Below are 20,134 nucleotides of genomic sequence, written 5' to 3'. Positions count from 1 at the left end.
ATTTGATTTATTTTAGATTTTAGATGATTGCAATATTATACGCATTTTGCGAAGTTAATATAAAGTCTATTACATAAGCCTGTGAAACTGTCAATATATAATTAAAATGGATTGAAAATAGATTCTGATAGCTAACTTAGTGATTAATAATATATAATATAATTAAGTTCGCAATTGTTATATATTACGAATGAAATGAAGGGGGGAATTAGTATGTTGAAAATTTCATTATTTATGTCATGTGCATTATTATTCGTATCATGTATGTTTTTTCTTCTTAAAGATAAAGCATCCATATTAATCACTGGATATTATTTCATATCAAAAAATGAAAGAGAATTATATGATGAATTTAAACTAAGTAAAGATTATGGAATAATAATGTTAAAATTAGCTTTAATACTTTTAGTAGGAGCAATTGGCTATGTTCTAATATCTAAATTAGTTTTATGGATATCGATTGTTATTTGGATTGTATACTTTGTGAAATTTACTGTTACTTTTAGATTTGATAAGTATAAAATTAATACTAATAATTAATTTTATTAGTATTAAACAATATTAATATATTGCGAATCACTTACAACAAATTAAACAAGCATGCCTTAGTATCTGTTGACATTACTAAGACATGCTTATTTTTTTTATTATCATACAGATTTTATTATAATTTTCTTATGCTTCTGCATCACATAATTCATGGTTAGGGGCATCATTTGTTTCTTCTTTTTTAAATAATGTTCTCGACAAGAAGAATAAATAAACACCACATATTACGATTTGAACAATTGTAGATGATGGAGTTGCAAGACCAACTCTAAATAAAGAAACTGGTTCAATTTTACTCATAACATAAGCAACAGGTATTCTCACGAAGAACGCACCGACTATACCTTGAATCATTACGATTGTTGTTTTTCCACATCCATTTAAGAAACCAATCATGCAGAATAAAAATGCAGTAAAGAAGCAGTCTATTGCATATGATTTTAGATAATCCCAAGCAGCAAGAATAACTTCATGATCAGTAGAGAATATCGAAGAAAGCATATCTCCTTTGAAAAATGCCAAGAAGAACATGCAAACACCACAGCATAATGAAGTTCCAATTGCATAAATAAGTGCTTTTTTTGCTCTGTCGTATTTTTGTGCTCCGTAGTTTTGTGCCACAAATGCCGAAACACCTTGTGAGAATGACGATGGAACAAGCATTATAAACGCCGCTAGTTTTTGGGCAACACCCATACCAGCTGATGGAACAACACCCATAGAATTACCAATCATTACGATTACTAAGAATGATATTTGAACAAGTAGTTCTTGTAGAGCTATCGGTGCACCGAATTTTATTATTTGTGAAGTTAGCCCTTTGTGGAATTTTATGCTTTTTAGCGAAAACTCAAAAGGCAATCCTCTTTTTGCGATTATTACTAGCGATAAAATAACGCTGACAGCTTGTGCAAGAACAGTTGCAAACGCAGCCCCAGTAGATGCCATATTAAAATAACCGACAAATACTAAATCGCCTACAATATTTACAATACATGCTATTAAAACAGTCATAAGTGGAGTTTTTGCATCTCCAAGCCCTCTAAAAATACCGCCGATTACGTTGTATGCAACTATAAAAATAGACCCAGCACAACAAATTCTGATATAAGTTGAAGTGCTATCAAATGCCTCTTTTGGTGCATTCATAAATGACGCAACGCCTGGCGCAAATGTAACGAAAACAATAGTTAAGATGATTGCTATTACTGCAAATATTGAGATACCGCTGCCGACAACATCACCAGCGTCCTTTTTCTTTCCTTGACCTAGTTTTTGACCTATTAATATAGTTATTCCCATTGCAAGCCCTGTAACTGTAAGAGTTATAACTTGCATAAATTGACTCCCAGTCGAAACAGCAGAAACATCCGCCGCATGACCAAATCTACCAACTACAAGTAAATCCACCGCACCATACATAGTCTGCAAAAATAATGCCGCTAATATAGGGATGATGAATGTTACTAGAGGTGAGAAAATTTTTCCCTGTGTAAAATCTTTAACCTTTGACATATATGTGCCTTCCTTTCCAAATTTTAATATAGTTATTTTCATTGATTTATATAAGGTTTATATCAATATAGATAGATTTATATCAATATAAATCAATTTATATATATAGACTTATATTGATAATCTTTAATTTAAAATAACAGTGCTATTCAATATTTGATCTAATTTTACCCAACATATTTAAAAGACTGTTTATCTCGTCTTGCTCCATATTTTCTAATAATTTACCTTCAACAGAATCTATAGCAGATGAGATTTTCCTTGATATTTCAACAGCCTTTTCTGTTAAAACAAGTTTTTTCAAACGGGCATCACCAGCTACTGGCACCCTCTTTATAAGATCGTGTTTTTCCATATTATTAAGCATAAGACTTACCGAAGAACGCTTTAAATCAAACTCAAGCTCCAAGTCCTTTTGGAATATGTCTTTGTCTTTATTGTCAGTTATAAAATCTATTACATATGCCTGAGATACTGTGATATTGTCATCAATCACGTTTAAAACAGCAGCGTCCACCTTTCTCGATATTATACGACTAAGCTTATTTATATGTAGTCCTATTGGAAATTGTGATTTCATATTTGCCTCCTAGAAAAAATGTTTTGTACAAAACTATTTATCTATAATTGTTTTGCACAAAACAATATTACAACGATAATTCAAAAATATCAATAAATAAGTATCTCAATAAATAAGTATCTCAATAAATAAGTATATTGATATAGATATTAATATACAACTTAAACCAAGAATATAAATCACCAAAAAATATTGGTAAAATAAATATATAGTGATAAACTTACAACAGAGAAAATAAATAATATTTGGAGGAAATTATGAACAAAAGGGAATTTAATTGGGCAATATTAGGAACAGGGGTAGTTGCAAATGAAATGGCAAATGCTTTGAAAAAAGCGGGCAAATCAATATATGCAGTCGGCAACAGAACGCATAGTAAGGCAGTTGATTTTGCAGAAAAATACGGAGTACAAAAGGTATACGACGATTTTCACGAGATGTTTTCTGATAAAAATGTGGACATAATCTATATAACAACACCACACAACACACATATAGACTTTATGATGGAGGCGATCTCTAACGGCAAACATATACTTTGCGAGAAATCAATAACATTAAATAGCGACGAGTTAAACAAAGCGATCGAACTTGCAGAGAAAAACAACGTCGTGTTAGCAGAGGCAATGACGATTTACCACATGCCTTTATATAAAAAGTTAAAAGAAATAGTAGAGCGTGGCGACTTAGGTGAAGTGCGAATGATTCAGATGAACTTCGGAAGTTATAAAGAGTACAATATGAAAAATAGATTCTTCAATATGAACCTAGCAGGTGGAGCACTTCTCGATATAGGAGTTTATGCTATTTCATTTGTGAGATGGTTTATGTCATCAAAACCAAACCAAGTGCTAAGCCAGGTGAAATACGCACCAACAGGAGTAGACGAACAAGCAGGAATCCTTCTTATGAACGATGAGCAAGAGATGGCGACAATATCACTTACACTTCATTCAAAACAACCAAAACGAGGGATGATATCTTGTGACAAAGGTTATATCGAAATTATGGAATACCCAAGAGCACAAAAAGCAGTCATAACTTATACAGAAACAGGCGCAAGAGAAGAAATCGAAGTCGGCAAACACGAAGATGCACTGTTTTACGAAATGCAAGACATGGAAAAAGCAGTAATGGGCGATAGAGAAGTCGCTCACCTTGACTATACGAAAGATGTTATGGAGATAATGACTGGGATAAGAAGAGAGTGGGGACTTGTTTATCCTGAGGAGAGAAGATAAATACATAGTACGTATATAATAATATAATGCTGAAATTTTATAAAAATCCACCAATACTCATATCAATTAGATATGAGTATTTTGCTATACAAAATAAAATTAAAAAATAATATTAGCAAGCATATGATAAAATAAATAATACAATACACTGCAGAAAACTATTTCAACTAGCCAAATAGGTTGACGAATTTATATAAGACAAGAAAGGTGGACAAAGATGTCAAATAATATAAAAATAAAAAATACTGACTTAGTATTAAGTAAAATAGGATTTGGAACAGTAAACGCTGGACTTGCATGGGATAATGAAGATGCGTTTGAAATATTAGAAAGATATATTAACCTAGGTGGAAATGTTATAGACTGTGCAAGAATTTACTCTGATTGGGTTGAACCAGAGATAGGTCGTGCAGAAAGAGTTATAGGTGATTGGATAAAGCATAGAGGTAGAAGAGATGATTTAGTTATAATGACTAAAGGTGGACATCCTAAAATGGATACTATGAATATAAGTAGAATGAGTAAAGAGGATATGGAGTATGACTTAAACTTAAGCTTAAAAGCATTAGGTATAGATTGTATAGACATATATTTTTATCATAGAGATGACTTAAGCCAACCTGTAAGTGACTTAATAGGGGTTATGGAATCTTTTGTTAAACAAGGTAAAATAAGATATTATGGATGTTCAAACTGGACAACTGAAAGGATGATAGAAGCAGATAATTATTGCAAGGAAAAGGGATATAGAGGATTTGTGGCTAATCAAATGTTATTTAATATTGCATCTGACAATATGAAACCATTCCCTGATGAAACTATGGTAACTATGGATAAAGAAATGATAAAGTATCATAAAAACTCTAATAATCTAGCTATGCCATACTTCGGATTATGCAGTGGGTTTTTCCAAAAGCTTGAAACTAAAGGAAAAGAGGCTGTTATAGATAGCCCTTACTTTACTGAAGGTAACCTTAAAAGAGGAGAAAAGATAAAAGCTTTAGAAGAAAAATATAACTGCACAACATCTCAAATTAGTAGAGTAGTTTTCCCGGAACCACTTGGCCCAAGAATAGCAACAAGTTCATTGTCACGAAGATTTAAGCTTACATAATTAAGAGCTGTTTGAACTAAATCTCCAGTTAGCCGTATTTCTTTTTATAGAAACTATGAGGATAAAGATAGTGTAATCAAAGAGTATATGCACTTAACAGTAAATGAATGGCATGAAAATCATTGTAAAATGATGAGCGATTATAGTGAGGATGATATTATTGGAGATATATTTGCCTATCTCACAGAATACAAGGATTTCTATTTACTATTAAAAGATAGGGGGATTTTGTATTTTCTTAAAGATATTATTATGGAGCTTTTAGGACCTAAGGAGGAGTATACAAATCTTGATGCCTATACGGTAGCTTTTATTGCTAATGGTATTTATGGGTGGATTGAAGAATGGTTTTTGAGAGGAATGCAGGAATCAGGGGAAGAAATGACAAAGTTACTAAAAAGTAGAAACCTGTAAAAAAGTAACATGAAAAAATTATCATTTGTAAAAAAGTATTTGGAAAAATATTGTTTTTGTTTTAACAATATGATAGTATACTAGCATAAATATATAAATAAAAAATTAATGATGGGGTGAAAAAATGTTATATCCAATAATGACAGAAACTAGACAAGTTATTGACTTAAATGGTATATGGAACTTTAAATTAGACAAAGGTACTGGATTTGAAGAAAAATGGAATGAATCTGGACTTAAAGATGCTATAAGAATGGCTGTTCCATCTTCTTACAATGATTTAGTAGAAAGTGCAGAATTTAGAGACCATGTAGGATGGGTATGGTATGAAAGAGAATTTATAATAAATAAGAATATGTTAGATGAAAGAGTAGTTCTTAGATTTGGATCAGCTACTCATCATGCTAAAGTATACGTTAATGGAAAATTATTAGTTGAGCATAAAGGTGGCTTTACACCATTTGAAGCTGAATTAAATGATGTTGTTGCTGTTGGGAAAAACAGAGTAACTGTTGCAGTAAACAATATATTAGATGAAAGTACATTACCAGTTGGTATGATACACGAAACTAAATTACCAGATGGTTCAACAAAAATCACAAATCCTGTTAACTTTGACTTCTTCAACTATGCAGGAATTCACAGACCAGTAAAAATATATACTACTCCTAAAACTTTTGTAAAAGACGTTACTGTAGTAACTGATTTTGAAAATACTTTAGGAAAAGTAAATTATGAAGTAGAAGTTAATGGAGATGCAAACGTTGTTGTAAGCATAATAGACGAAGATAACAACGTAGTAGCTAGAGGCGAAGGAGCAAAAGGTAATTTACAAATAGAAGATGTTAAGTTATGGGAGCCAATGAATGCTTACTTATATAACTTAAAAGTAGATTTAGTAAATAATGATGAAATAATAGATACATATGAACAACCTTTTGGGGTTAGAACTGTAAAAGTAGCAGATGGACAATTTTTAATAAACAATAAACCATTCTACTTCAAAGGATTTGGAAAACACGAAGACTCTCACATACACGGAAGAGGATTCGACGAAGCATTAAATGTTAAAGATTTCAACTTAATGAAATGGATAGGAGCAAACTCATTTAGAACAGCTCACTACCCTTATTCAGAAGAAATAATGAGACTAGCAGATAGAGAAGGTATAGTTGTTATAGACGAAACTCCTGCTGTTGGTGTACATTTAAACTTCATGGCTACAATGATGGCTGGTGGAGAAAAAAGAGATACATGGAAAGAAATCCAAACTTTTGAACATCACCAAGATATAATAAGAGAATTAGTAGCAAGAGATAAAAACCACCCTTGTGTAGTAATGTGGTCTGTTGCAAATGAGCCAGCATCAGATGAAAAAGGTGCAGATGGATATTTCAAACCACTTATAGAATTAACAAGAGAATTAGACCCACAAAAAAGACCTGTAACAGTAGTTACTTACTTAAAATCTACACCAGATAGATGTCAAATAGCAGAGTTAGTAGATGTACTTTGCTTAAACAGATACTACGGATGGTATGCTCAAGGTGGAGATTTAGAAGCTGCAAAAATGTACCTAAATGCAGAACTTGAAGGATGGAATAAAAGATGCCCAGGTAAACCAGTAATGTTTACTGAATATGGTGCAGATACAGTTTGTGGAATGCGCGACACTACTTCAGTTATGTTCACAGAAGAATACCAAGTAGAGTACTTAGAAGCTAACCATGAAGTAGTTGATAAATTCCCTAACTTCATAGGAGAACAAGTATGGAACTTTGCTGATTTTGCAACAAGCCAAGGTATAATACGTGTTCAAGGAAACAAAAAGGGAGTATTTACAAGAGATAGAAAACCTAAAATGGCAGCACACTATCTACGCAATAGATGGCATAACATACCTGACTTTGGGTACAAAACTAAATAGTAGATTTTGCTTTAAAAGTATTAATTGAATATAAAAAAGCACACATATAAGTAAACGGTAAATTTTAAATTTGCCGTTTATTTTTTATTATTAAAATTCTAAACAACAAATCAAAATATAGTGTAATATTAAATTATAGAAGTATTAGATAAATAGTGACATCAAGAGCAAAAACATTTAGAATATATATGGAATTAAAAAAGCAGAAATCGAATAATTATAATTTATAGGAAATACAAGGGGGATAGCAATGATAAGACAAATAGTAAAAGATGTATTATTTCTAGAACAAAAATCAGAGCCAGCAACAAAAGAAGATAAATCAATAGTAACTGATTTAATCGATACACTAAAAGCAAATCTTGACAGTTGTGTAGGGCTTGCGGCAAATATGATAGGGTTCAAAAAGACAATACTAGTTTTTGCTGTAGGAGGAAATATAATAGTCCCTATGGTAAACCCTGTTATACTAAAAAAAGAAAAACCTTACAAAGCAGAAGAAAGCTGTCTGTCTTTAGAAGGAGCAAGACCAACAACTAGATACGAAACAATAGAAGTAAAATATCTAGATGCAAATTTCAAAGAAAAAACACAAGTATTTAACGGATTCGTAGCCCAAATAATCCAACACGAAATGGACCACTTTGAGGGTATAATAATCTAACAAAAAGGAGTAGGTATAAAATATATCTACTCCTTTTTTAAAGCAACGGAATCTCCGATTCGTTGGCGATATGAGCATAGCGAATTTTAAGCAACATAATCTTTGATTCGTTGGCGACATGAACGAAGTGAATGCATAATAAACCCAAAATTGCAAAAACTCTAACTAGAGGTGAAAGCATGAGACATAATCGAAAAATAAAAGAACCGATAATAGCAATTACAAAAGGAATGACAGAGGGTCATTCGCTTGAAAAGGCGCTTGATATGTTGCCTGTGGATAAAATTATAAAAAAGGGCGACAAGGTAATAATCACACCAAATGGAGTGAAAGATAAAAAGCCGAAAGATGGGGTTGTATCAGGACCAAAGACGCTTAAAAAATTAATACAATATGTAAAACAAAGAGAGCCATCAGAAATATACATAGCATTTGGATCTGGAGGAACTGATAGCATGAAGGTCTTACAAACTGCGGGATTTGACAAAATAATAGAAGAAGAAAACGTAAAGTTTGTAGATATGAACTACGGTCCTTTCTTTGATATAGAGCTAGACGGACCGATTTTAAAATCGACACCTTTAAACAAAGTAATTGAAGATGCAGATGTTATAATTTCATTTACTCAACTTAAATACCACGAAGAGGCGACAATCACAGCGAGCATCAAAAACATCTGTCTTGGGTATCCTCCTGCTAGTGTGCATGGATTTCCGAAAAAGAACACAGGAATCCACGAAGACTTGCATGGATTTATACGCAGTTTTGCAAAACAAGTTCCAATTGATTTATCTATAATAAGTATGGACAAGGCTATGATAGGAACTGGGCCAATTTTCGGAAAGGCAGTAGACACACCAGGGCTTATAATCGCAGGCACAGACCCAGTTGCAGCAGACTGTATCGGTGCGAGATTGCTTGGATTTTTGCCACAAGCCGTAAATTATCTATACATGCTTTATAAAGATAATCTTGGAGAGGCCGAGCCACAAAAGATGACTATAAAGGGGCTTGATGTTAAAGAGGCAGAACAGCTATTCAGCAAATGTGCATATGGCGACAAAAAGAGCATCTTAGACCAAAAATATGTAAAAGACTTACACGACGAGAACAAAAAATAAGCTGAAAAATATAAAAAATCTTGTAACTTTTTGTAACTTGAGTAACTTATATTATTATGATAAATTGAAGATAATTTAAAATATAAGGAGAAGGCGCATGAAAAAATTTATAAGTATTTTTATGGCGACAATAATGCTACTTTCATTAGTAGGGTGTAGTTCAAATAAAACTAAATCAGATCCAGGTTTATCAGAGGACTTAACAAAAATCGTAGAAAAAATCTACGAAACGGCTAATTTCGACGACAAAGAGATGAATGATTATCTAAAAGGATATGAAAATATTACATTAGATAAATCAAATGCAGATATGTACTTAGGAGATAGCAACATAGACTTCAAAGAAGGTATATGTTCAGAGCCAAGCATGAATGCAATCGCTTATGAATTAGTATTACTTAGATTAGACGATAATGCAGATGTCGAAGCTGTGAAAAAACAAATAAAAGAAAATGCAAATCCAAGAAAATGGATATGTGTTGAAGCTGAAGAAGTAGTAGTAGAAAACGTAGGAAACGTAGTACTATTTTTAATGGCGGATAAAGAAGAAGCGACTCCAATAAAAGAAGCTTTCTTAAACTTAGCAAATTCAAAATAGAAAAAAGATAGCCTGAGAAGAAATTTTTCAGGCTATTATTATATAAATTTGGAGGTTAAAAGTGTTATTTTCGAGTGTAAGTTTTTTATATTATTTCTTGCCAATTACTTTGATTTTATATTTTGTATCTAAAGACAAATATAAAAATATTATCTTATTATTGGCGAGTTTATTTTTCTATTTTTATGGAGAGCCAAAATACACAGTGTTGATGTTGATATCGGCGTTTAGTGCGTATATTCACGGTATTTTAATAGAGAAATTTAGAGAAAAAGGATATTCAAAATTATTTTTAGTAAGCGGTTTAGTAGTGAGTTTGGGTATTTTAATTGTATTTAAATATATGGATTTTATAATAAAAAACATAAATTACATCTCAAATTCAAATATAAAACTATTGAGACTTGTGTTGCCGATTGGAATTAGTTTTTACACTTTCCAAGGGCTTAGTTATATTGTGGATGTGTATAAAAAAGATGCTAAAGTATGTAGAAGTTTTGTAGATTTTGCGACTTATGTATGTCTATTCCCACAACTTATCGCAGGGCCTATTGTGAGATATACTACGATAGAAGATGAGCTAAAAAACAGAACACATTCATTTGATAAATTTGCATACGGTGTAAATCGATTTGTGGTTGGTCTTGCTAAAAAGATTATCTTGGCAAACAACTTAGGAATGATAGTCGACATTATGACTAAGAGTAATGAAAAAAGCGTCCTGTCTTATTGGATGGTGGCGATTTTCTTTTCTCTACAGATTTACTACGATTTTTCGGGATATAGCGACATGGCAATCGGGCTTGGGAGGATGTTTGGGTTTGACTTTTTAGAAAACTTCAACTATCCATTTATATCAAAGAGCATAAAAGAATTTTGGAGAAGATGGCATATTTCGCTTTCTAGCTTTTTTAGAGATTATGTATATATTCCTCTAGGTGGAAACAGAGTGAGCAGGGGAAGATGGATTTTTAACTTACTTATAGTGTGGAGTTTGACAGGGCTTTGGCATGGAGATAGCTGGAACTTTATTTTGTGGGGGCTTTATTTTGCTCTACTTCTTATAATAGAAAATCTGTTTTTACAAAATATATTGAGCAAACTCCCAGCATTAATTCAACATATATATGCAAAATTCTTTATCATAATAAGTTTTGTTATTTTTAATAATGAAAATATAAAAGATTTGTGGTCAAGTCTTTACAATATGTTTAATTTTAGGGGGTTAGATTTATACAATGATTTTTCTACTTATTATCTAAAAAGCTACACAGTACTTTTGATAGTAAGTGTGATAGGTGCGACGCCTATTTTGAAAAATATTATTCAAAAGGTAAACAAAAATGTCACAGGGCAAAAAGTAGTCTCTACAATAAATCCAATATTAAACATAGTTTTATTAGTTGTTGTGACAGCATATTTAATAGACGGTTCGTTTAATCCGTTTTTATATTTTAGGTTCTAGGAGGGATTAAGATGAACACAAAAATAAAAAACATAGTTATAAGCTGTAGTTTTGGAATTTTCTTAGTTTTATTTATGATAGTAAATATTTTTGCAAAAGACAAAGAAATATCTTATGAAGAAAGACGTAAATTAGCACAACTTCCAGAATTTAAGATAGAAAAATTATTAAATGGAAACTATTTTGAAGAGATGGAAGAATACTTACTAGATCAATTTTATCTTAGGGAAAACTTCAGAAAGATAAAGACTTTTGTAAATACAAAGATATTTCACGAAAAAGACAACAACGATATCTATATAGTAGATGACGGGATTTATAAAATGGAGTATAAATTAAACGAAAACTCAATTTACAACAGTGCTAATTTATACAACAAAATAGCCCAGACTTATTTTAAAAATTCAAATATATACTACACAATAGTTCCTGACAAGAACTACTTTGTAGCACAGAAAAATGGTTATCTACACCTAGATTATGAAAAACTTATAAATATAATGAAAAACAACACTCATAATATGGATTATATAGATATTACAAATGATTTAAAAATTGGAGATTACTATAGGACTGACTTGCATTGGAAGCAAGAAAACCTAACACAAGTTGCAGACAAAATACTGAAATCCATGGATAATGATAAAAAAAGAAATGATGCTTATAGAAAAAAAGTATTTGAGAATTTCTACGGTTCATACTACGGTCAATCGGCGTCTAATATAAAACCAGACAAGTTGACATACTTAAATGACAAAACAATAGAAAATTGCAAGGTGTATGATTATGAAAAACAAAAATATGTAAAAGTATACGACGACAAAGACTTTAAAAACGTAGATTCATATGATGTGTTTTTAGGTGGGGCGAAATCTCTTTTAACTATCGAAAATCCATCAAACACAACAGGCAAAGAGCTCTATATATTTAGGGATTCGTTTGGGAGCAGTTTATCGCCACTTTTAATAAAAAATTATTCAAAAATACATCTTATAGATTTGAGATATATAAATTCAACGCAGTTTGAAAAATATATAAAAATAAAAGAAAATAGCGATGTTTTATTTATGTATAATACATCAATTTTGAATAATAGCAGTATAATTGCCAAGTTTTTTAGATAAAAATAAACAAACTGCAAGCATTTTACAAAAAATTATATAAAAACATATATAAGTTAGAAGTTTTACAAAAATCTACTTTAGAGATAAAATAAAAGATAGCAGATAATAAGTAATAAATAGGGGGAATATATGAAAAGAAAAATAACATCAAATTATGAAGCAGCATGCTTAAGATGGCAAGAAGTCTTTGTGAATATGGACAAAGACCGACTTAGAGTTCTTGTGCCAGAGCTTAAACTTGAGGGAGATTATCTTACAATATACCACTTTGGCAGAAAGTTCGGTATACATATTGAAACTGGGGAAATTATTTCAATGGAAGATGATCTTCCAATCTCTATCTCAGAAAAATTCAACATATATCTTTTGTTTTACTATGTGAAACCAGGGGCTAAAATAAAAGGCGAGTGGGTAACGTTTGAAAAACTAAAAAATACATCTCAATTTAAGCCCGCATTCGTAAGAACTGTCTTAAAACCTTTTGCAGAAACATTCGCAGGTCATATGGATAAATTACAATACGCATGCGAAAAAATAGGAGCAAAAAGGATAAAAGCATCTGACATGGGGTATGAAATAAATGCATTTGAATGTATGCCGATTCAGTTTTTATTTTGGGATGAAGACGAAGAATTTGAAGCTAGAGCAAGTATGCTATTTGATTTAGGTTCTACAGATTTCATCCACGAAGAAAGCATAGTCACAATTGCATCAGTCGGGGTTGAAAGACTGGTCCAAATAGCAGGGCTCGACAATAACTTAAATGGATTTGAGATGAAATAAATTTTCAAATTTATTACATTATATTACAAAACTGTAATAAATATGGAAAATGATGTCGACTTTATGGTATAGTGGAGCAGATAAAAGTAAAAAATTCAATAAATTAAGGGAAAAGATATATTTATTAATAAAGCATGATTATTTTTAAGGAGAAAAGATGGAGAATATAAACAAATTTCAGAGCTTAGTAATATTATTCATGGTAGCTTTAGGGTCAAATTAGGAAGATATATAGAAACAGATAATTATAAATTACAAAAAAATCATTCAAAAATTATTAAAAAGATTACAACTAAAAATATTCATTTAATGCATATCTTAAAATCTATTATTGAGGTATTAGGAACTTTCTTGTTTATTGAGAATATAAAAATAATTAGGGGGAAATAATTATGTGTGGATTTTCGGGTTTTATAGATAATATACCGAATAAGAAAAATGTTTTGGAGAGTATGATGGATGAAATAATCCATAGAGGTCCAGATGAAAGTGGAGAATATATAGATGAAAATGCCGCTTTAGGATTTAGAAGACTTAGTATAATCGGTGTAAGCAATGGGCTACAACCATTATACAACGAAGACGGAAGCTTAGCTTTAGTATTTAACGGAGAAATATACAACTACCAAGAATTAAGAGAAGACTTAATCAAAAAAGGACATATATTTAAAACAGAAACAGATAGTGAAGTATTAATACACTTATATGAAGATTGTAAAACTGAAATGGTTAAAAAACTAAGAGGGATGTTCGCTTTTGTAATTTGGGACAAAAACGAAAAAACTCTATTTGCCGCAAGAGACCATTTTGGTATAAAACCGTTCTACTATACTCAAGTTGAAAAAGACGGACAAAAAAGTTTAATATTTGGTTCAGAAATAAAGAGTTTATTGATGCATCCTAATTTTAAAAAGGAAGTAAATAAACACGCTTTAAAACCATACTTAACATTCCAATATTCAGTACTTGATGAAACTTTCTTTAAAGGAGTTTTCAAACTAAAACCAGGTCATTTTATGGTTTATAAAGACGGAAAAATAAAAATAGAACAGTATTGGGATGTAGAATTTAATCAAGAAAATATAGACTTACAAGAAAGTATAAATAGAATAAAAGATGCAGTTAGCGAATCAGTAGAAGTACACAGCCACAGTGAGGTGCCACTAGGTTCATTCTTATCAGGTGGAGTAGATTCAAGTTATATCGCAAAATGCCTTATGCCACAAAAGACTTTCTCAGTTGGTTTTGAGCAAGAAAACTTCGACGAATCAGACTTAGCAAAAGATCTATCTGACATATTAGGAATAGAAAATGTGAGAAAAATGATAACTGCTGATGAGTGTTTCGATATGTTGCCGACTATCCAATACCACATGGATGAGCCACAATCAAACCCATCTTCAGTACCGCTATATTTCTTAGCACAACTTGCCAGAGAGCATGTAACAGTTGTTTTATCTGGAGAAGGTGCTGACGAAATCTTTGGTGGATATGAGTGGTATGATGATGATGAAAAACTTAAAAAATATAAAAAACTACCATCATTTATAAGAAAACCAGTAGCAAAAGTTGCTGAAAAAATGCCTTACTTCAAAGGTAGAACAACTCTTATAAGAGGTGGATCTTCTGTTGAAGATTACTTCATAGGACAAGCACAGATATTTGAAGAAAGAGAAGCGGTGGATATATTACAAAGTCCATATACAAAATCTCCATCAATAAAAGAAATAACAAGACCTGTATATAACAATGTAAAAAATGAAGATGATGTAACTAAAAAACAATATCTTGATTTAAAACTTTGGTTAGCAGGTGATATACTTCTTAAAGCTGATAAGATGAGTATGGCTCACTCTATAGAGCTTAGAGTTCCTTTCTTAGATAAAGAAGTTATGAAAGTTGGAGAAAGCATACCAACTAAATATAAAGTTAATGACGAAAATACAAAGGTTGCACTTAGATATGCAGCAAAAGAAGTATTGCCAGAGGAGTGGGCGAAAAGACAAAAGAAAGGATTCCCAGTTCCAATAAGATTCTGGTTTAAAGAACAAAAATACTACGATATGGTTAAAGAAGCATTTACAAGTGATTATGCTAGTGAGTTTTTCGATACAGCAAAAATTGTTAAACTTCTAGATGACCACTTTAACGAAAGATGTAACAATGCCAGAAAAATTTACACTATATATGTATTCTTAGTGTGGTATAAGAGATTCTTTATCGCTTGCTAATTGTTTGTTGTATTTTTCTTTATTTTACATAAAAATTCAAAATAAGCGAAAATACTTATAAAATACTGAAAAATTTGTAAGATAAAAGAGGAAAATTGAAAGTAGTATAGAACATATAGTATTGTGAAGTTAATAAGACAACTAAAATGGTGTTTATTGGCAGAAAAATATATACTAATTAAATAAAAAAACAACATTAAATAATAGGATTTGACGTAACTAAATAATAAAAAATTAGGGGGAATCCATATTATGAATGAAAAACAATTAGAACAAATGAAATCTAAAAAAGGCTTTATAGCGGCATTAGACCAAAGTGGCGGAAGTACACCAAAAGCCCTTAGATTATATGGAATACCAGAGGATAAATACAACAACGACGACGAAATGTTTGATTTAATCCACGAAATGAGAACAAGAATAATAAAAAGTCCTTCATTTACTGGTGATAAAATAATCGGTGCGATTTTGTTTGAAAAAACAATCGAAAGAAAAATCGACGATAAATTTACAGCAGATTATCTATGGGAAGAAAAGGGCGTAGTTCCTTTCCTTAAAGTTGACAAAGGTCTTCAAGAAGAAGCAAACGGAGTTCAACTTATGAAAGACATTCCTACTTTGGACGAACTTCTTAAAAAAGGTATTGAAAAACACGTATTTGGAACAAAAATGCGTTCTGTGATAAAATCTGCAAATGAAGAAGGAATAAAAGCTATAGTAGCTCAACAGTTTGATATAGCTAAAAAGATATTGTCTTATGATTTAGTTCCTATAATCGAACCGGAAGTAGATATCCATAGTGCAGACAAAGAAAAATGCGAAGAAATACTTAAAAAAGAAATATTTGCAAATTTAGATAAACTAGATAAAGATCAAAAAGTTATGCTTAAACTTACTATCCCATCAAAAGAAGGGTTCTATTCTGACGTTATCGCACACGATAATGTACTTAGAGTAGTCGCTTTATCAGGTGGATATACAAGAGAAGATTCTAATGAAAAACTTGCGAAAAATCCTGGGCTTATTGCTAGTTTCTCAAGAGCTTTGACAGAAGGACTAAACGCAGGTCAAACTGAAAAAGAGTTTGATGATTTGTTAGAAGAGTCAATAGACAGCATTTATCAAGCATCTATAAAATAAGCATATTACAATATAAATTATATAAAAGGAGATATCAAAACAAAGATATCTCCTTTTTTTAAACAGGATTTTAAGAAGGAGGTTTATATTGTAAATAATAGGTATATTAATTATAATGTAGAGAGTGGAGAGGAGGTAGACAAATGAATATAATTGTTTGTTTAGAAGATAAAAATGGAATGATGTTTAACAAGAGAAGACTTAGCCAAGATAAAGTTATAAGAGAAGATATATATAACAATATGGACGGAAAAAGTCTTGTAATGAACAGTTATTCTTTTAAAATGTTTGAAAAAGATAATCCAACGATAGATATTATTGTGAGAGAAGATTTGCCTCTTTGTGATAAGGATAATCTTCAGTTTATTGAAGACAAACAATTGGGCAAGTTTGAATCAGAAATTGATAAAATAATCGTTTACTACTGGAACAGAAGATATCCAAGCGATTTGAAGTTTGATATTGATTTTTCAGATGGTAATTGGGAAGTAATATCTGAGGAAGAATTTTGCGGTAATTCACATGAGAAAATCACCAAAAAAATTATTTTAAAGAAATAGATATTTAAAATTATTAGTATTTATAATAAAACAAGAGATTGTTTATATAGGGGGAAATATGAAAATTTTAAAATTATTAATGGCTTTTATCTTGTGTATAACCTTAGTCGGATGTCAAACAACTACCAACCAAAATAGTGGCGAGAACACAAATATTTCACAAAACAGCAATATAGACGACAATAGAGATAAGGGAATAACATTAGATAATTTGCCAGAATATCCTGGGGAACCTTTTGTTGCATTATATAATAATGTACCTGATTTTGATAACGAAATAGACAAGGCTAAAAAGTCTTTTGAAACATATAGCGATTTGGACAGTTTGGGAAGATGCGGTGTTGCATATGCGAATATAGGAAAAGACTTGATGCCTACAGCCAAAAGAGGCAATATAAGCAGTGTAAAGCCAACTGGATGGATAAATAAAAAATACGATACTAGCTTAGTTGATGGCGGATATATCTACAACAGATGCCATCTTATAGGACATCAGCTTGCTGGTGAAGATGCCAACGAAAAGAACTTAATTACAGGAACTAGATATTTTAATGTTGAGGGAATGTTGCCATTTGAAAATATGGTTGCTGACTATGTAAAAGAAACAAACAACCACGTATTATACAGGGTTACTCCGATTTATGATGGAGATAATTTAGTCGCAAAAGGTGTTCAAATGGAGGCTCAGTCTGTAGAAGATGACGGCGAAGGGATAATGTTTAATGTCTTTGTTTATAATGTTCAACCTGGTATAAAAATAGATTACAAAACAGGAGATAGCGAGCTTAATCAAGACGACAACACTACTAGCCAAACACCACAAAATAGCAAAAATACAGAAACTAACTAAGAGAGAAAATTTACAATTAAATAACCAAACTAGTCATTTGATTTATGAATAATTTCTGTCTAATCATATGTTTAAAATAATGCAATCAATAAATTTTAATTTCAGAAATAATCGAAGTATAGATGAGGAAGGAAATAGACAAATGAAATTATTGAGATTTTTAATGGTATTCTTACTGAGTTTAATGTTAGTAGGATGTGAGGAGGATGACACATCTTTAAATAACAGCTTATTAGGAGCAGTAAAAGGCAGTACTACAACTACAGATTCTTCTGTAAATAATATACCAGAGTATAGCGGTGAAGATTTTGTAGCTTTAAACAACAACGTACCTAATTTTGACGAAAAAGATAAAACAACAACATCTTTTGAAACATATAGCCCGCTTGACAGCCTTGGCAGATGTGGTGAGGCATATGCAAATATAGGTAGAGATTTAATGCCTACTCAAAAAAGAGGCGATATAAGTAGTGTAAAACCAAGCGGATGGTTAAACAAAAAATACGACACTAGCTTAGTTGATGGTGGATATATCTATAACAGATGTCACCTTATAGGACATCAGCTTGCAGGAGAAGATGCCAACGAGAGAAACTTAATTACAGGAACTAGATACTTTAACGTTGATGGAATGTTGCCATTTGAAAATATGATTGCCGACTATGTAAAAGAAACAAATAACCACGTATTATTCAGAGTTACTCCAGTTTATGATGGTGACAACTTAGTTGCAAAAGGTGTTCAAATGGAAGCTTATTCTGTTGAAGATGACGGTGAAGGTGTAATGTTCAATGTATTTGTTTATAATGTTCAGCCTGGAATCGAAATTGACTATGCTACAGGTGAGAGCTGGTTAAGTGGAGAGGAAAGACCTGCACAAACTACAAATAATAAAAATAATTCAAATAGCAATAAATCTAATAATGTAGATAATAAACAATCAACTAATAGTAGTCAAAATAATAGTGTTAATAACAGTAATAATAGCACTAGCAACAATAAAAACACTAATGCTAGCACTAGCAATAAAAACAATAACATTAGCAACAATTCTAATTCAAACCAACAAGCATCAGGCGTGATAAGAGGAAACTCAAAATCAAAAATATATCACTGCCCAGGTCAAGCAAATTATGACGATATGAAAGATTCTGCTAATCTTGTTGTATTCAATAGTGAGCAAGATGCGATAAACGCTGGATATAGAAAAGCTAAGAGATAGATTATTAAAATACCCTATACACAAAGCACATGGGATGCTTTTGTATAGGGCTTTTTAATTTCCAACTTATTATCTAAGCAACGCACTAAGTCATTGGCGTTATGAATGTAGTAAATAACTTATATTTACAATTCACTTTTAAAATCTTCTACAAAATCTATAAATTTCTTTATTGAAAAATTATACTTAGTACTTTTGTGTTTTGCTAAAACAACGGACAATTTTATACTTGGATCTAGTGAAATTGTGTTTATATTTTTCTTGTGAAATACTTCAAAGTTGCTCTTTGGAAGCAAGCTAATACCTTCATTTATAGAGACAGAGCCGAGGATGGATTCTGTTCTAGCAGTCTTTATTATATTTGCGTTTATGTTATGATTTTTTAGCTCATTTATGCAAAGCTGATAAATCGATGTATAAGGGTTCATCAAGATAAAGTCCTCGTCAGCAATATCATAAAAAGTGAGTTTATTATATTGTGAAAATCTATGATTTGATGAAAGTGTGACAACAAGTTCATCTTGTGTAAGGAGGTAAGTTGTAAAATTTGCTTTATCAAACATAGCCTCTCTTGCAATTATCAAGTCGTATTTATTTTTTTCTATCCCCTCAATAAGTTTATCATCTTCAACCTCAGTAATTTTAAGGTCTATATTTGGGTTTTGTCTTTTAAAATTGTTAAATAACTCGTTTAAATTGTACTGAGTTTGGATTGGAAGAACTGCAATATGTAGTTTATTTTCGTGAGTAGTTTTGAAGTTTTCGACGTTTTTTAATGTATTTTGATAATGTTTTACTAATTGTTTTGCCTCATTATAAAAAAATTCCCCAGCTTGTGTTAAAGTTGCACTTCGAGATGACCTATCAAAAAGTTTTAAATCTAGCTCCTTTTCAAGTTTCATAATATGCTTAGACAGGCTAGACTGTGAAATATTCATTTTGTAAGCAGCATCAAAAAAAGTATCACTTTCTACAACAGCAATAAAATAATTTAGTTGTTCAAAAGTCATGATATCCCCCTAATTTAAATATATTT

Annotated in this window: 19 protein-coding genes and 1 pseudogene; 16 read left to right on the top strand and 4 right to left on the bottom strand. The window is 31.2% G+C overall.

Annotated elements, in window-relative coordinates:
- Window positions 1-213 precede the first annotated feature (213 nt).
- On the top strand, window positions 214-540 hold the full coding sequence (locus ABCM86_RS00850; protein ID WP_022071309.1) for a DUF3784 domain-containing protein: 327 nt from the start codon (window positions 214-216) through the stop codon (window positions 538-540).
- A gap of 135 nt (window positions 541-675) precedes the next feature.
- Here ABCM86_RS00850 and ABCM86_RS00845 read toward each other — a convergent pair whose 3' ends face one another.
- Together ABCM86_RS00845 and ABCM86_RS00840 are read right to left on the bottom strand one after the other, a co-directional pair.
- Window positions 676-2,064: an MATE family efflux transporter gene (locus ABCM86_RS00845; protein WP_195930806.1), complete on the bottom strand. Its 1,389-nt coding sequence runs from the start codon at window positions 2,062-2,064 to the stop codon at window positions 676-678.
- A 145-nt stretch (window positions 2,065-2,209) separates the two neighbouring features.
- Window positions 2,210-2,644 (bottom strand): MarR family winged helix-turn-helix transcriptional regulator, encoded by a 435-nt coding sequence (locus ABCM86_RS00840; protein WP_195930807.1) that lies wholly within the window; start codon window positions 2,642-2,644, stop codon window positions 2,210-2,212.
- Window positions 2,645-2,901: 257 nt separating this feature from the next.
- On the opposite strand from ABCM86_RS00840, the gene ABCM86_RS00835 reads away from it, so the two are divergent.
- Complete coding sequence (locus ABCM86_RS00835) at window positions 2,902-3,885, top strand: Gfo/Idh/MocA family oxidoreductase (RefSeq protein ID WP_343003256.1); 984 nt, start codon at window positions 2,902-2,904, stop codon at window positions 3,883-3,885.
- A gap of 217 nt (window positions 3,886-4,102) precedes the next feature.
- Window positions 4,103-4,861, top strand: a pseudogene (locus ABCM86_RS00830) (aldo/keto reductase); the annotation flags it as partial.
- Window positions 4,862-4,914: 53 nt separating this feature from the next.
- On the opposite strand, the gene ABCM86_RS00825 reads toward ABCM86_RS00830, so the two are convergent.
- Window positions 4,915-5,037 (bottom strand): ATP-binding cassette domain-containing protein, encoded by a 123-nt coding sequence (locus ABCM86_RS00825; RefSeq protein WP_343003324.1) that lies wholly within the window; start codon window positions 5,035-5,037, stop codon window positions 4,915-4,917.
- Between the two features lie 49 nt (window positions 5,038-5,086).
- Between ABCM86_RS00825 and ABCM86_RS00820 the strand changes: the two genes are divergently transcribed.
- The 13 genes from ABCM86_RS00820 (at window position 5,087) to ABCM86_RS00760 (ending at window position 19,098) form a co-directional block, all read left to right on the top strand.
- Entirely contained in the window at window positions 5,087-5,413 is a 327-nt protein-coding gene (locus ABCM86_RS00820; protein ID WP_343003255.1) for a TetR-like C-terminal domain-containing protein, read from the top strand.
- Window positions 5,414-5,537: 124 nt separating this feature from the next.
- Window positions 5,538-7,340 (top strand): beta-glucuronidase, encoded by a 1,803-nt coding sequence (uidA, locus tag ABCM86_RS00815; protein ID WP_343003254.1) that lies wholly within the window; start codon window positions 5,538-5,540, stop codon window positions 7,338-7,340.
- A gap of 250 nt (window positions 7,341-7,590) precedes the next feature.
- Window positions 7,591-8,004 (top strand): peptide deformylase, encoded by a 414-nt coding sequence (locus ABCM86_RS00810; RefSeq protein ID WP_343003253.1) that lies wholly within the window; start codon window positions 7,591-7,593, stop codon window positions 8,002-8,004.
- Window positions 8,005-8,183: 179 nt separating this feature from the next.
- Window positions 8,184-9,125: a DUF362 domain-containing protein gene (locus ABCM86_RS00805; protein WP_195929718.1), complete on the top strand. Its 942-nt coding sequence runs from the start codon at window positions 8,184-8,186 to the stop codon at window positions 9,123-9,125.
- A gap of 97 nt (window positions 9,126-9,222) precedes the next feature.
- Window positions 9,223-9,723, top strand: a complete 501-nt coding sequence (locus ABCM86_RS00800) for a hypothetical protein (protein WP_295676793.1) — start codon at window positions 9,223-9,225, stop codon at window positions 9,721-9,723.
- Window positions 9,724-9,784: 61 nt separating this feature from the next.
- The gene (locus ABCM86_RS00795; RefSeq protein ID WP_343003252.1) at window positions 9,785-11,188 is read left to right on the top strand and encodes an MBOAT family O-acyltransferase; all 1,404 of its coding nucleotides are present in this window, start codon (window positions 9,785-9,787) and stop codon (window positions 11,186-11,188) included.
- 11 nt (window positions 11,189-11,199) lie between these two features.
- Window positions 11,200-12,312 carry a DHHW family protein gene (locus ABCM86_RS00790; RefSeq protein WP_343003251.1) on the top strand — a complete coding sequence of 371 codons (1,113 nt, stop codon included), beginning with the start codon at window positions 11,200-11,202 and terminating at the stop codon, window positions 12,310-12,312.
- A 129-nt stretch (window positions 12,313-12,441) separates the two neighbouring features.
- Window positions 12,442-13,095 carry a DUF3786 domain-containing protein gene (locus ABCM86_RS00785; RefSeq protein ID WP_343003250.1) on the top strand — a complete coding sequence of 218 codons (654 nt, stop codon included), beginning with the start codon at window positions 12,442-12,444 and terminating at the stop codon, window positions 13,093-13,095.
- 392 nt (window positions 13,096-13,487) lie between these two features.
- Window positions 13,488-15,326 carry an asparagine synthase (glutamine-hydrolyzing) gene (gene asnB, locus ABCM86_RS00780; protein ID WP_195929724.1) on the top strand — a complete coding sequence of 613 codons (1,839 nt, stop codon included), beginning with the start codon at window positions 13,488-13,490 and terminating at the stop codon, window positions 15,324-15,326.
- 252 nt (window positions 15,327-15,578) lie between these two features.
- On the top strand, window positions 15,579-16,466 hold the full coding sequence (locus ABCM86_RS00775) for a fructose bisphosphate aldolase (RefSeq protein WP_295676801.1): 888 nt from the start codon (window positions 15,579-15,581) through the stop codon (window positions 16,464-16,466).
- A gap of 143 nt (window positions 16,467-16,609) precedes the next feature.
- Window positions 16,610-17,026 carry a ribonuclease Z gene (locus ABCM86_RS00770; RefSeq protein ID WP_295571696.1) on the top strand — a complete coding sequence of 139 codons (417 nt, stop codon included), beginning with the start codon at window positions 16,610-16,612 and terminating at the stop codon, window positions 17,024-17,026.
- A 58-nt stretch (window positions 17,027-17,084) separates the two neighbouring features.
- Window positions 17,085-17,876, top strand: a complete 792-nt coding sequence (locus ABCM86_RS00765; protein WP_343003249.1) for a DNA/RNA non-specific endonuclease — start codon at window positions 17,085-17,087, stop codon at window positions 17,874-17,876.
- Window positions 17,877-18,018: 142 nt separating this feature from the next.
- Entirely contained in the window at window positions 18,019-19,098 is a 1,080-nt protein-coding gene (locus ABCM86_RS00760; protein WP_337814703.1) for a DNA/RNA non-specific endonuclease, read from the top strand.
- Window positions 19,099-19,223: 125 nt separating this feature from the next.
- Here the strand turns inward: ABCM86_RS00760 and ABCM86_RS00755 are convergent, their stop codons facing one another.
- Window positions 19,224-20,108, bottom strand: coding sequence for a LysR family transcriptional regulator (locus ABCM86_RS00755; RefSeq protein WP_343003248.1), 885 nt, complete (start codon window positions 20,106-20,108; stop codon window positions 19,224-19,226).
- Between the last annotated feature and the right edge of the window lie 26 nt (window positions 20,109-20,134).

Source organism: Clostridium sp. 2218st1_F5_2218SCRN_220325 (assembly GCF_039062665.1).
Lineage (GTDB): Bacteria > Bacillota > Clostridia > Peptostreptococcales > Peptostreptococcaceae > Intestinibacter.
This window is presented reverse-complemented; position numbering and strand designations above follow the sequence as displayed.